The organism is Pseudomonas sp. TWP3-2 (genome assembly GCF_049897765.1).
Taxonomy (GTDB): domain Bacteria; phylum Pseudomonadota; class Gammaproteobacteria; order Pseudomonadales; family Pseudomonadaceae; genus Aquipseudomonas.
In genome coordinates this window covers 21,129-34,143 of the sequence record NZ_JAFCWW010000029.1, presented here as the reverse complement: position 1 = coordinate 34,143, position 13,015 = coordinate 21,129, and the positions used below count along the sequence as shown (strand labels likewise).

11 protein-coding genes are annotated in these 13,015 nt (G+C 59.1%); 6 read left to right on the top strand and 5 right to left on the bottom strand.

What is annotated here, in order from left to right; all coding sequences use genetic code 11:
* Positions 1-106: 106 nt before the first annotated feature.
* On the top strand, positions 107-388 hold the full coding sequence (locus tag ACP7EE_RS25940) for an HU family DNA-binding protein (RefSeq protein WP_420647745.1): 282 nt from the start codon (positions 107-109) through the stop codon (positions 386-388).
* Positions 389-501: 113 nt separating this feature from the next.
* On the opposite strand, the gene rlmF is transcribed toward ACP7EE_RS25940, so the two are convergent.
* The gene (gene rlmF, locus ACP7EE_RS25935; protein WP_420647746.1) at positions 502-1,527 is read right to left on the bottom strand and encodes a 23S rRNA (adenine(1618)-N(6))-methyltransferase RlmF; all 1,026 of its coding nucleotides are present in this window, start codon (positions 1,525-1,527) and stop codon (positions 502-504) included.
* A gap of 217 nt (positions 1,528-1,744) precedes the next feature.
* Here rlmF and ACP7EE_RS25930 point away from each other — a divergent pair, with 217 nt between their 5' ends.
* The gene (locus tag ACP7EE_RS25930) at positions 1,745-2,152 is read left to right on the top strand and encodes a hypothetical protein (protein ID WP_426237774.1); all 408 of its coding nucleotides are present in this window, start codon (positions 1,745-1,747) and stop codon (positions 2,150-2,152) included.
* A 60-nt stretch (positions 2,153-2,212) separates the two neighbouring features.
* Here the strand turns inward: ACP7EE_RS25930 and ACP7EE_RS25925 are convergent, their stop codons facing one another.
* The 4 genes from ACP7EE_RS25925 to ACP7EE_RS25910 all read right to left on the bottom strand — a co-directional run bounded on the left by ACP7EE_RS25925 (position 2,213) and on the right by ACP7EE_RS25910 (position 7,681).
* A complete protein-coding gene (locus tag ACP7EE_RS25925) occupies positions 2,213-5,059 on the bottom strand; it encodes a valine--tRNA ligase (RefSeq protein ID WP_426237772.1) in 2,847 nt (948 codons plus the stop codon).
* 256 nt (positions 5,060-5,315) lie between these two features.
* On the bottom strand, positions 5,316-5,693 hold the full coding sequence (locus ACP7EE_RS25920) for a DNA polymerase III subunit chi (protein ID WP_420647749.1): 378 nt from the start codon (positions 5,691-5,693) through the stop codon (positions 5,316-5,318).
* 8 nt (positions 5,694-5,701) lie between these two features.
* A complete protein-coding gene (locus ACP7EE_RS25915) occupies positions 5,702-6,130 on the bottom strand; it encodes a DNA polymerase III subunit chi (RefSeq protein ID WP_426237770.1) in 429 nt (142 codons plus the stop codon).
* A gap of 60 nt (positions 6,131-6,190) precedes the next feature.
* Positions 6,191-7,681, bottom strand: coding sequence for a leucyl aminopeptidase (locus ACP7EE_RS25910; RefSeq protein ID WP_426237768.1), 1,491 nt, complete (start codon positions 7,679-7,681; stop codon positions 6,191-6,193).
* A 306-nt stretch (positions 7,682-7,987) separates the two neighbouring features.
* On the opposite strand from ACP7EE_RS25910, the gene lptF reads away from it, so the two are divergent.
* From lptF to lepB, 4 genes are all read left to right on the top strand, one after another.
* Positions 7,988-9,109: an LPS export ABC transporter permease LptF gene (gene lptF, locus ACP7EE_RS25905; protein WP_426202322.1), complete on the top strand. Its 1,122-nt coding sequence runs from the start codon at positions 7,988-7,990 to the stop codon at positions 9,107-9,109.
* Complete coding sequence (gene lptG, locus ACP7EE_RS25900; RefSeq protein WP_426237766.1) at positions 9,102-10,163, top strand: LPS export ABC transporter permease LptG; 1,062 nt, start codon at positions 9,102-9,104, stop codon at positions 10,161-10,163. Before lptF ends, lptG begins: the two co-directional genes overlap by 8 nt.
* A 173-nt stretch (positions 10,164-10,336) precedes the next feature.
* Entirely contained in the window at positions 10,337-12,136 is a 1,800-nt protein-coding gene (lepA, locus tag ACP7EE_RS25895; protein ID WP_402814531.1) for a translation elongation factor 4, read from the top strand.
* A gap of 5 nt (positions 12,137-12,141) precedes the next feature.
* Complete coding sequence (gene lepB / locus ACP7EE_RS25890; protein WP_426202318.1) at positions 12,142-12,996, top strand: signal peptidase I; 855 nt, start codon at positions 12,142-12,144, stop codon at positions 12,994-12,996.
* Positions 12,997-13,015: the final 19 nt, after the last annotated feature.

Here is a 13,015-nt window from a genome sequence, read left to right as displayed (position 1 = left end):
CGACTCGTCGCGGTTATCGCCGAGGGTGCCAGATCCAGAAGATCGGGCTCGATGGCTGACACTGCACTCTGCAATCCATATGAATTTGATAGGGAAGGAACACTACATGGCTCTTACTAAAGACCAACTGATCGCCGACATCGCTGAAGCTATCGACGCGCCGAAAACCACCGCGCGTGCCGCTCTGGACCAACTGGGCCAAATCGTTGCCGATCAGCTGGAAAACGGCCACGAAATCACCCTGCCAGGCATCGGCAAGCTGAAAGTGACCGAGCGTCCTGCCCGCACCGGCCGTAACCCTTCGACTGGCGCTGCCATCGAAATCGCTGCCAAGAAAGTGATCAAGCTGGTTGTGGCCAAAGGCCTGACCGACGCTGTGAACAAGTAAGACGCAGCAATAAAAAACCGTGCACCGGAGTGATCCGGGCACGGTTTTTTTGTGCCTGCTGATTTTATAAACCCGAAGCAGCGAATGATCGCGGCTTCGGGGCTTGGATCAACTCAGCCCTTGCGAACCCAGCGGTCGCGACGCCAGATCTGCTGTTCGGATTTGGTCTGGAAGGTCCAGGCGACGAAGCGGCTTTGCTTCTGGCCCTGGGACATTTCCACAACCTGGCTTTCCAGAACACCGGCCTTCTTCAGCGCAGTCTCGATTGCGGGGAGGTTGGAGGCTTTCGACACCAGTGTGCTGAACCACAGCACCTTGTGCTGGAAGTTCGCGCTCTCGGCGATCAGTTGCGTCACGAAACGTGCTTCGCCACCTTCACACCACAGTTCAGCCGACTGGCCACCGAAATTCAGCACCGGCAACTTGCGTTTCGGGTCGGCGCGGCCCAGTGCGCGCCATTTGCGCTCGCTGCCCTTGGTCGCTTCGTCCATCGAAGCGTGGAACGGCGGATTACACATGGTCAGGTCGAAACGCTCGCCCGGCTCCAGCAGGCCGATCAGAATGTGCTTGCGGTTCTCTTGCAGGCGCAGCTGGATGACCTTGTTCAGGTCGTTGGACTGAACGATAGCTTTGGCGGCGGCCACGGCGGTCGGATCGATTTCCGAGCCAAGGAAGTGCCAGCGATATTCGCTGTTACCAATCAGCGGGTACACGCAGTTGGCGCCCATGCCGATATCCAGCACGTTGACGATCGCGCCGCGCGGCACCACGCCGTCGTTGACGCTGGCCAGCATGTCAGCCAGGAAGTGTACGTAATCAGCACGGCCCGGGACCGGTGGGCAGAGATAATCGGCGGGAATATCCCAATGCTGGATGCCGTAGAACGACTTGAGCAGCGCCCGGTTGAACACGCGCACCGCATCCGGGCTGGCGAAGTCGATGCTTTCCTTGCCGTACGGGTTGATGATCACAAACTTCGCCAGTTCCGGCGTGGTTTTGATCAGCGCCTGGAAGTCGTAACGACCTTGATGGCGATTACGTGGGTGCAGGCTGGCCTCTTTACGCGGCTCCACGGGCTTGGCCGGGGTGGCGGAATCAGGCTTCTTGCGCGCGGGGCGAGGTGTGCGGGGGGCGTTCATGGGCGTGGTCGATTCGGGTATGGCTGAAATTGGCGGCCATTGTCCCACATCTGAACCGTGGCCGAGCAAACGAGTGCAAATCACTTGCACGGCAAGTTTCTTATTCCGAATAAGTCTTGGATACCTGTCATATATGACAGTTGGAGCAAGCATCATCATTGGGTTTACTGGGAGGGCAAATCTTATTTAACTTAAAGTGTTTTCAGGAGTGATATGCATGAGCGAGTTGCCTCCCGCCAAGTTTTTAGATGCTAACCTGCACAACTATATCAATTGCGCGACTATCCCCAGTCCCGTGGAAGGCATTCGAGTCCGTGCCCAGTTGCCGAACGATGTGATGGCAGGTGCCATCATTACTCTGAGGTCTCAGGCCTGCAAAGGGCTCGATGGCACAAATCCTATTGCGGGAACGGATGCGAAGTTCACCGAAGAGGTAAAGTCACCAATTACGTTCGCGGACTTCAACATTGCTCCATATTCGACCACAATCAAACCGGTCGGTGAGTTTGGTTCATTGCTTGTGAGTTGGACCATTACGCACCCCGACGGCAGTATCGTCCAATCCCCACCGTCGCTCGTAAAAGTTGCTATTGGGGTGCCGGGTGGAGGAACGTGTCCGGAGTGATGCAACCGATATAAAAAAGGGAGGCCGTTGCGGGCCTCCCTTTTTCATTGCGGTTTGCCGTTACAGGCTGGCAATCCGCGCGTGTTGCTCGGCCAGCTTGCCCAGAGCCTGTTCGGCTTCGGCCAGTTTGGCGCGTTCCTTGTCGATGACTTCGGCCGGGGCCTTGTCAACGAAACCGGCGTTGGACAGCTTGCCGCCAACCCGCTGGACTTCGCCCTGCAGACGCAGGATTTCCTTGTCCAGACGCGCCAGTTCTGCAGCCTTGTCGATCAGGCCGGCCATTGGCACCAGCACTTCCATTTCGCCAACCAGCGCGGTCGCGGACAGCGGTGCTTCTTCGCCGACCGCCAGCACGGTGATCGATTCCAGACGCGCGAGCTTCTTCAGCAGCGCTTCGTTCTCGGTCAACCGACGCTGATCTTCGGCGCTGACGTTCTTCAGATAGATCGGCAATGGCTTGCCCGGACCGATGTTCATCTCGCCACGGATGTTGCGCGTGCCGAGCATCAGTTCCTTGAGCCACTCGATGTCACTCTCGGCTGCCGGATCAATGCGCTCTTCGTTGGCCACCGGCCAAGGCTGGAGCATGATCGTCTTGCCCTGAATACCGGCCAGCGGCGCGATGCGCTGCCAGATTTCTTCAGTGATGAACGGCATGAACGGATGCGCCAGACGCAGCGCGACTTCCAGTACGCGAACCAGTGTGCGGCGGGTGCCGCGCTGCCGCTCTACCGGTGCGTTTTCGTCCCACAGCACAGGCTTGGACAGTTCCAGGTACCAGTCGCAATACTGGTTCCAGATGAACTCGTACAAGGCTTGCGCCGCGAGGTCGAAACGGAACTGATCCAGTTGGCGGGTCACTTCGGCTTCGGTGCGTTGCAGCTGCGAGATGATCCAGCGATCCGCCAGCGACAGCTCGTAGGCTTCGCCGTTCTGGCCGCAGTCTTCGCCCTTGTCCAGAACGTAACGCGCGGCGTTCCAGATCTTGTTGCAGAAGTTGCGATAGCCTTCGACGCGGCCCATGTCGAACTTGATGTCGCGACCGGTGGACGCCAGCGAGCAGAAGGTGAAGCGCAGGGCGTCGGTGCCGTAGCTGGCGATGCCGTCGGCGAACTCGTCGCGGGTCTGCTTCTCGATCTTCTTCGCCAGTTTCGGCTGCATCAGGCCGGAAGTGCGTTTCTGCACAAGGTCTTCCAGCTCGATGCCGTCGATGATGTCCAGCGGGTCAAGGACGTTGCCCTTGGACTTGGACATCTTCTGGCCTTGGCCATCACGCACCAGACCGTGCACGTAGACAGTCTTGAACGGAACTTGCGGCGTGCCGTCTTCATTCTTCACCAGGTGCATGGTCATCATGATCATCCGGGCAACCCAGAAGAAGATGATGTCGAAACCGGTGACCAGCACGTCGGTGGAGTGGAATTTCTTCAGGAATTCGGTCTTTTCCGGCCAGCCGAGGGTGGAGAAGGTCCACAGACCCGAACTGAACCAAGTGTCGAGAACGTCGTTGTCCTGTTGCAGCGTCACGTCGGCGCCGAGGTTGTGCTTGGCACGGACTTCCGCTTCGTCGCGACCGACGTAGACCTTGCCCGATTCGTCGTACCAGGCCGGAATCCGGTGGCCCCACCACAGCTGACGGCTGATGCACCAATCCTGGATGTCACGCATCCACGAGAAATACATGTTTTCGTACTGTTTCGGCACGAACTGGATACGACCGTCTTCAACGGCTGCAATCGCAGGCTCGGCCAGTGGTTTGGTCGATACGTACCACTGGTCGGTCAGCCACGGCTCGATCACGGTGCCGGAGCGGTCGCCTTTCGGCACTTTCATGTTGTGGTCGTCGATGCTCACCAGCAGGCCGGCGGCGTCGAACGCGGCAACGATCTGCTTGCGTGCTTCGAAACGCTCAAGACCAACATATTCGGCCGGGATCTTGCCGTCGATGCTCTCGTTCAGCGTGCCGTCGAGGTTGAACACCTGACAGGCCGGCAACACGTGCGCGTTCTTGTCGAAGATGTTCATCAGCGGCAGGTTGTGGCGCTTGCCGACTTCGTAGTCGTTGAAATCGTGGGCCGGGGTGATTTTCACGCAACCGGTGCCGAATTCAGGATCGCAGTAGTCGTCGGCGATGATCGGGATGCGGCGGCCGACCAGCGGCAGCTCGACGAACTTGCCGATCAGAGCTTTGTAGCGCTCGTCGTTCGGGTTCACCGCGACGGCGGAGTCGCCGAGCATGGTTTCCGGACGCGTGGTCGCGACGATCAGGAAGTCGTTGCCTTCAGCGGTTTTCGCGCCGTCGGCCAGCGGGTACTTGAGGTTCCACAGGAAACCTTTCTCGTCGTGGTTTTCCACTTCGAGGTCGGAAATCGCCGTGTGCAGCTTGGTGTCCCAGTTGACCAGACGCTTGCCGCGATAGATCAGACCGTCTTCATGCAGGCGCACGAAGGCTTCTTTCACCGCTTCCGAGAGGCCGTCGTCCATGGTGAAGCGCTCGCGGCTCCAGTCTACGGATGAGCCGAGGCGGCGGATCTGCCGGCTGATGTTGCCGCCGGATTCATCTTTCCATTCCCAGATTTTCTCGAGGAATTTTTCGCGACCGAGGTCGTGGCGGCTCTGGCCTTTGGCTTCGAGTTGACGCTCGACCAGCATCTGCGTGGCGATACCGGCGTGGTCGGTACCCGGCTGCCACAGGGTATTGCGACCCTGCATGCGGCGGAAACGGATCAGGGCGTCCATGATCGCGTTGTTGAAACCGTGACCCATGTGCAGGCTGCCGGTGACGTTCGGCGGCGGGATCATGATGGTGTAGGAGTCGCCCGCGCCTTGCGGGGCGAAGTAGTTCTCGGACTCCCAGGTGTTGTACCAGGAAGTTTCAATGGCGTGCGGCTGGTAGGTCTTATCCATGCGCGGCGGGACCCTATTGGCATTTATTCAGGAAAAGCCGGGAAGTATAGCGGGGCATGGGGCCGAGGGCGAGCGGGGGAGGGCTGGCTGGAGACTAATGTTTGGAGTAAACCTTTGTGGCGAGGGGATTTATCCCCGTTGGGCTGCGAAGCGGCCCCAGAGATCTGTCAGACAAACCCAGTGCACAGGTTTTACGACTGCTCCGCAGCCGAACGGGGATAAATCCCCTCGCCACAAAAGCCCCCAAATGGCCGGATTATTCGTATTGGCTGAGGAGCCGTTCCATTCGCGCATCGAGGCGGCGTTTGATTTCGGTCTCGATGTGCGGGGCAAAATCGTCGATCACGTCTTGCATGATCAATTGTGCAGCGGCGCGCAATTCGCGGTCGAGATGCAGCAGGGCGTCTGGACCTTTGGTCTCGGGCGCGGCCGTTGCAGGGGTAGGAGTCGGCTCGACGGCTGGCGCTTGCGCGCTTACCGAATCGAACAACATCGGAATCTGTTCCTGTTCGCCATCCTCGACCGTATCGGTCAGTAGCGGTGGTTGCAGGTTGTCATCGCCGAGCAACTGACGGATCGATTCAAGATCGTCCAGCAGGTGTGCGGACTTTTGCTGCGGTTTCGGAGTGTCCATTGGAATGCTCAGAGTCGCTGTAAACGGTGGTCTTGCAAAGGATAGCCCTGTTCCCGGTAGAAACGGAAACTGTCCCGGGCCGCCGCGCGGATCGCCGGGTCTTCCACCACCACTTCCGCCACACGGGCGAATTTGCTGGCGAAGGCCGGGACTTTCAAGTCGAGATTGACCAGCAAGTCTGCGTGCTGGCCGCAGTCATCGCCTAATCCCAGCACAATCAGGCCGTCCGGTTCGCTTTCGGCAGGGCCGTGCGGTACGAAGGTTTCGCCCTTGAACGCCCACAGGCGCGCATCGAGATCATCACGCTGAGCCGCATCGCTGCAATGCAGGTAGATGCGATGGCCCATGCGCCAGGCTTTCTCGGTGAGCTTGCAGGCAAAGTCCAGGCGTGCCGAAGGATCGGCGCTGGGCAGGATGTAAAAGTCGACTTTGGTCATTGCGGTTCCTGAGCTGCAAGCGGCGCTTCTATATAGAAACGCCGCCCGCAGTCATCGGTGTCAGGCTTTGGCGCGATCCAGCAGGTATTGGGTCAGCAGTGGCACCGGACGGCCAGTGGCGCCCTTGTCCTTGCCGCCGCTGGTCCATGCAGTGCCCGCGATGTCCAGGTGCGCCCAGTTGAGATTCTTGGTGAAGCGCGACAGGAAGCACGCGGCGGTGATGGTGCCGGCCTTCGGCCCGCCGATGTTGGCGATGTCGGCAAACGGGCTGTCCAGCTGTTCTTGGTACTCATCGAACAGCGGCAATTGCCAGGCGCGGTCGTCAGCAGTCTTGCCAGCGCTGAGCAGTTGCTCGATCAGTTCGTCGTTGTTACCCAGCAGGCCCGACGTGTGGGCGCCCAGCGCAACCACGCAAGCGCCGGTCAGGGTGGCGATGTCGATCACTGCCTGCGGCTTGAAACGCTCGGAGTAGGTCAGGGCGTCGCACAGCACCAGACGGCCTTCGGCGTCGGTGTTGAGGATTTCCACGGTCTGCCCGCTCATGGTGGTGACGATGTCGCCCGGACGGCTTGCGTTGCCGCTCGGCATGTTTTCCGCGCAAGCGAGAATGCACACCAGATTGATCGGCAGTTTCAACTCAAGCACGGCACGCAGAGTGCCGAATACGCTGGCGGCGCCGCCCATGTCGTATTTCATTTCGTCCATGCCGGCGCCCGGTTTCAGGCTGATGCCGCCGGTGTCGAAAGTGATGCCTTTGCCAACCAGCGCGTATGGCTTCTCGGATTTCTTGCCACCGTTGTATTGCATGACAATCAGGCGTGGCGGCTGTTCGCTGCCCTGGCCGACGGCGTAGAACGAACCCATGCCCAGTGATTTGATCTTCTTCTCGTCGAGGACTTCGACTTTCAGATCCTTGAATTCTTTACCCAGGTTCTTGGCTTGCTCGCCAAGGAACGTCGGATGGCAGATGTTCGGCGGCAGGTTGCCCAGATCACGGGTGAAGGCCATGCCGTTGGCGATTGCAGTGGCGTGGGTCACGGCTCGCTGGACTTCGGCCTGAGCGGCTTTGATGGTCAGCAGGGTGATTTTTTTCAGCGCGCGCGGTTCGGCTTTCTGGCTCTTGAACTGGTCGAACGTGTATTCGCCGTCGACCAGCGTTTCAGCCAGCAGACGGGTTTTGCCGTAGCTGTCGCGATTTTTAACAATGATTTCATCGAGTGCCAGAACTGCATCGCTGCCATTCAGGCCCTTCAGGGTGTTGAGGATGCCGGCGATGATTTTGCGGAACGGGCGGTCGCCGAGTTCTTCATCTTTACCTGCACCGACCAGCAAAACGCGCTCGGCCTTGAGGTTCGGCAGGCTGTGCAGCAGCAGGCTCTGACCGACCTTGCCGGCCAGATCGCCACGCTTGAGCACGGCGCTGATGGCGCCACCGCTCATTTCGTCGACCAGTCTGGCGGCGGCGCCGAGCTTGCGGCCTTCGCCGACGGCAACTACCAGGGTGGCGGTTTTCAACGTTTCTGGGCTAACGCTTTTTACAACCAGTTCCATGTCCGGATCCCTAATGAATGGTCAACACAGGCGTTCTGCGATGTGCGCAGCCACCTGCTTATAGATAGAAGAAGCGCAGGTCAGTGCCCGCGACAGACGCGGCAGTTTGAACCTCGCTCACCGCGCCTGACAACCCTCGGTTGTACGATCTGCAAACCGATTGCACGCTTGGATGAGTGTGCGCAGTGACAGGCGACCCCAATCACAGGATAATGCCGCATCTTTTTTCGGCGGCTCTGCGTTGCGGGCCGGCTGATATGTTTGCTTGTTTGGCCGCCTTAGCCTGACAATCCTGGAGTGTCTGGTTTGATCGTCTTCCGTTATCTTTCCCGCGAAGTCCTGTTGACCCTGAGCGCCGTGAGCGCCGTGTTGTTGGTCATCATCATGAGCGGTCGCTTCATCAAATACCTGGCGCAGGCCGCTGCCGGCCAGCTCGATCCGGGCTCGCTGTTCCTGATCATGGGCTTTCGTCTGCCGGGTTTCCTGCAACTGATCCTGCCGCTGGGCCTGTTTCTCGGGATCCTGCTGGCGTACGGCCGGTTGTACCTGGAAAGTGAAATGACCGTGCTCTCGGCCACCGGCATGAGCCAGCAGCGTCTGTTTCGCATGACCCTGTTTCCGGCGACCCTGGTCGCACTGGTCGTCGCCTGGCTGAGTCTGAGCCTGGCCCCGCAAGGCGCCAATCAGTTCCAGTTGCTGCTGAACAAGCAGGACGCGCTGACCGAATTCGATACGCTTGAGCCGGGCCGCTTCCAGGCACTGCGCGACGGTACGCGGGTGACTTACACCGAAACGCTGAGTGACGACCGGGTGAATCTCGGTGGTGTGTTCATCTCGCAGAAGAACCTCGGTGCCAACGAAAAAGATCGCGGGATTTCCGTACTGGTGGCCGAAAAGGGTCGTCAGGAGATCCATTCCGACGGTAACCGCTACCTGATCCTCGACAACGGCTACCGCTACGACGGCAGCCCGGGCCAGGCCAATTATCGCGCGATCCATTACGAAACCTATGGCGTGCTGCTGCCCAAGCCAGACGTCAGCGAAGAAGTCACCGACCGCGATGCGATGCCGACTTCGTCGCTGATTGGCAGTGATGACATTCGCTCGAAAACCGAGCTGCAATGGCGCCTGTCGCTGCCGCTGCTGGTATTTATCGTGACCCTGATGGCGGTGCCGCTCTCGCGAGTCAACCCGCGTCAAGGGCGTTTCCTCAAGTTGCTGCCGGCGATTCTTCTTTATATGGCTTACCTGACCATCCTGATTGCCGCTCGCGGCGCACTCGAGAAGGGCAAGATCCCACCGGCCCTTGGCTTGTGGTGGGTGCATGCGATCTTCCTGGCCATCGGTATCGCCCTGCTGTACTGGGAACCTCTAAGGCTGAAGATGGCAAGTCGCCGCAGCGCTGCGCTGGAGGTGGCCCGTGGTTAAACTCGACCGCTACATCGGCAGCAGTGTTTTCATCGCAATTATTGCGGTGCTGGCGATCATTCTTGGTTTGGCGACCCTGTTCGCGTTCATCGACGAGATGGGCGACGTCAGCGAAACCTACACCCTGGTCGACGTGCTGAGCTTCGTGCTGTTGACCGCACCACGGCGCATGTACGACATGCTGCCGATGGCCGCGCTGATCGGTTGCCTGATCGGCCTCGGCAGTCTGGCCAGCAGCAGCGAACTGACCGTGATGCGTGCGGCCGGTGTATCCATCGGGCGCATCGTCTGGGCGGTAATGAAGCCGATGCTGGTGTTGATGCTGGCTGGCGTGCTGATCGGCGAATACGTTGCGCCGGCCACTGAAAGCATGGCCCAGGCCAATCGCTCGCTGGCTCAGGGCAGCGGCGATGCGCAAAGTGCCAAGCACGGCATGTGGCACCGTCAGGGCGAGGAGTTCATCCACATCAACTCCGTGCAGCCAAACGGTCGTCTTTATGGTGTAACCCGCTATCACTTCGACAAAGAGCGTCATCTGCTCAGCTCGAGCTTCGCCAAGCGCGGCGAGTTCGATACTGATCACTGGCAGCTCACGGACGTCACCACGACTGTATTCCATGAGCGCAGCACCGAAGTGGTCAATACGCCGGTCGAACGTTGGGATGTGGCACTCAGCCCGCAACTGCTGAGCACTGTGGTCATGGCGCCGGAGTCGCTGTCGATCACCGGTTTGTGGGGCTACATCCACTATCTGTCCGAGCAAGGCCTGAGCAACGGTCGCTACTGGCTGGCGTTTTGGGTCAAGGTGTTGCAGCCGCTGGTGACCGCCGCGCTGGTACTGATGGCGATCTCGTTCATCTTCGGTCCGCTGCGTTCGGTGACCCTTGGCCAGCGCGTGTTCACTGGTGTGCTGGTAGGTTTTACCTTCCGCATCGTCCAGGATTTGCTCGGCCCATCCAGCCTGGTGTTCGGTTTCTCGCCGCTGTTCGCGGTGCTGGTGCCGGCGGCGGTCTGTGCCCTGGCGGGTGTCTGGCTGTTGCGCCGAGCCGGTTGATGAACAAGGTTTCACCACAGTTGTAGCCAATGAAAACGCCCCGGTCGACAGATCGGGGCGTTTTTGCATGCAATCCGGGTGACAGGCGAACGTGACGCTTGCGCCGTGTATCAGGTACAATTCCCGGCTATTTTTCGGCGGGCCTTGCCTGCAGCCTTTTTGAGTGTTGATCCGTGAGTGATTTGAGTCATATCCGCAATTTCTCCATCATCGCCCACATTGACCATGGCAAGTCGACGCTGGCCGATCGCTTCATCCAGATGTGCGGCGGCCTCGCCGAGCGCGAAATGGAAGCCCAGGTACTGGATTCCATGGATCTGGAGCGTGAACGCGGGATCACCATCAAGGCCCACAGCGTCACCCTGTATTACACGGCCAAAGACGGCATCAAGTATCAGCTGAACTTCATTGATACCCCGGGCCACGTTGACTTCACCTACGAAGTCAGCCGTTCCCTGGCGGCCTGTGAAGGCGCGCTGCTGGTGGTCGACGCCGGTCAAGGTGTTGAAGCCCAGTCCGTAGCCAACTGCTACACCGCCATCGAGCAAGGCCTCGAGGTCATGCCGGTGCTGAACAAGATCGACCTGCCACAGGCCGATCCGGATCGCGTCAAGGACGAGATCGAGAAGATCATCGGCATCGACGCCACCGACGCCGTCACTTGCAGCGCCAAGACCGGCCTGGGTGTCGACGAAGTGCTTGAGCGTCTGGTGCACACCATTCCTGCGCCGACCGGCAACATCGAAGATCCGCTGCAAGCGTTGATCATCGACTCCTGGTTCGACAACTATCTGGGCGTTGTTTCCCTGGTACGCGTGCGCCACGGTCGTGTGAAGAAGGGCGACAAGATCCTGGTGAAATCCACCGGCAAGATCCATCTGGTCGACAGCGTGGGTGTATTCAACCCGAAGCACACCGCCACTGTTGACCTGAAAGCCGGCGAAGTGGGCTTCATCATTGCCAGCATCAAGGACATTCACGGTGCACCGGTCGGTGACACCCTGACCTTGAGCTCGACCCCGGACGTTGAAGTGCTGCCCGGCTTCAAACGCATCCAGCCACAGGTTTACGCCGGTCTGTTCCCGGTCAGCTCCGACGACTTCGAGGATTTCCGCGAAGCGTTGCAGAAGCTCACCCTGAACGACTCGTCGCTGCAGTACACCCCGGAAAGCTCCGACGCCCTGGGCTTCGGCTTCCGTTGCGGCTTCCTTGGCATGCTGCACATGGAAATCATCCAGGAGCGCCTCGAGCGCGAGTACGACCTGGACCTGATCACCACGGCGCCAACAGTAATCTTCGAATTGCTGCTGAAAACCGGTGAAACGATTTACGTCGACAACCCGTCGAAGCTTCCGGACATCTCGTCGGTCGAGGACATGCGCGAGCCGATCGTGCGGGCCAACATCCTGGTTCCGCAAGAACACTTGGGCAACGTTATCACCCTGTGCATCGAGAAGCGCGGTGTGCAGCACGACATGCTGTTCCTCGGCAATCAGGTGCAGGTCACTTACGATATTCCGATGAACGAAGTGGTCCTGGACTTCTTCGACCGTCTGAAGTCCACCAGTCGCGGCTATGCTTCGCTGGACTATCATTTCGATCGTTATCAGTCGGCTAATCTGGTGAAACTGGATGTGCTGATCAACGGTGACAAAGTCGACGCCCTGGCGTTGATCGTGCACAAGGATAACGCGCACTACAAAGGTCGCCAGTTGACCGAGAAGATGAAAGAACTGATTCCTCGTCAGATGTTCGACGTAGCGATCCAGGCCGCCATCGGCGGGCAGATCATTGCGCGAACTTCGGTCAAGGCACTCAGAAAGAACGTATTGGCCAAGTGCTACGGCGGTGATGTAAGCCGTAAGAAAAAGCTGCTTGAAAAGCAGAAGGCCGGTAAAAAACGCATGAAACAGGTCGGCAACGTGGAAATTCCACAAGAAGCCTTCCTCGCCGTGCTCAGGTTGGATAGTTAGGTCCTATGTCACTAAATTTCCCGCTGTTGCTGGTCATCGCCGTGTTCGTCTGCGGCCTGTTGGCGTTGCTCGATCTGTTGATCCTGGCACCGCGTCGGCGTTCGGCGATTGCCTCTTATCAGGGCAGCGTCAGCCAGCCTGATGTGGTGGTGGTCGAGAAGCTGAACAAGGAACCGCTGCTGGTCGAATACGGCAAGTCGTTCTTTCCGGTGCTGTTCATCGTGTTGGTATTGCGTTCGTTTCTGGTGGAGCCGTTCCAGATTCCGTCGGGTTCGATGAAACCGACCCTGGACGTTGGCGACTTCATCTTGGTGAACAAGTTTTCTTACGGGATCCGCCTGCCGGTGATCGACAAGAAAATCATCGAAGTCGGTGATCCGCAGCGCGGCGATGTGATGGTGTTCCGCTATCCGAGCGACCCGAACGTCAACTACATCAAGCGTGTGGTCGGCCTGCCGGGCGACACGATTCGCTACACTGCTGACAAGCATTTGTTCGTCAACGGTCAGTCGATTGCCGAGCAACTGGTTGGCTCCGAGCCGGGCACGCTGGGCAGCGCAGAGCTCTACAAGGAAAAACTTGGCGAAGCCGAGCACCTGATCCGCAAGGAAATGAGCCGTTATCGCGCTACCCCGGACCGTTCGTGGACCGTGCCCGCCGGGCACTACTTCATGATGGGCGACAACCGCGACAACTCGAACGACAGTCGCTACTGGGATGACCCGAACATTCCCAAGGATCTGCTGGGCATGGTTCCCGACCAGAATATCGTCGGCAAGGCCTTCGCGGTCTGGATGAGCTGGCCGGAACCGAAACTCAGCCACCTGCCGAATTTCTCGCGGGTCGGCCTGATCAAGTAATCACACACGGCGCTGTTGA

Coding starts and splice junctions, on each gene's coding strand:
- ACP7EE_RS25940 (WP_420647745.1), top strand. CDS start 107: ATGGCTCTTACTAAAGACCAACTGATCGCCGACATCGCTGAAGCTATC.
- rlmF (WP_420647746.1), bottom strand. CDS start 1,527: ATGAACGCCCCCCGCACACCTCGCCCCGCGCGCAAGAAGCCTGATTCC.
- ACP7EE_RS25930 (WP_426237774.1), top strand. CDS start 1,745: ATGAGCGAGTTGCCTCCCGCCAAGTTTTTAGATGCTAACCTGCACAAC.
- ACP7EE_RS25925 (WP_426237772.1), bottom strand. CDS start 5,059: ATGGATAAGACCTACCAGCCGCACGCCATTGAAACTTCCTGGTACAAC.
- ACP7EE_RS25920 (WP_420647749.1), bottom strand. CDS start 5,693: ATGGACACTCCGAAACCGCAGCAAAAGTCCGCACACCTGCTGGACGAT.
- ACP7EE_RS25915 (WP_426237770.1), bottom strand. CDS start 6,130: ATGACCAAAGTCGACTTTTACATCCTGCCCAGCGCCGATCCTTCGGCA.
- ACP7EE_RS25910 (WP_426237768.1), bottom strand. CDS start 7,681: ATGGAACTGGTTGTAAAAAGCGTTAGCCCAGAAACGTTGAAAACCGCC.
- lepB (WP_426202318.1), top strand. CDS start 12,142: ATGTCACTAAATTTCCCGCTGTTGCTGGTCATCGCCGTGTTCGTCTGC.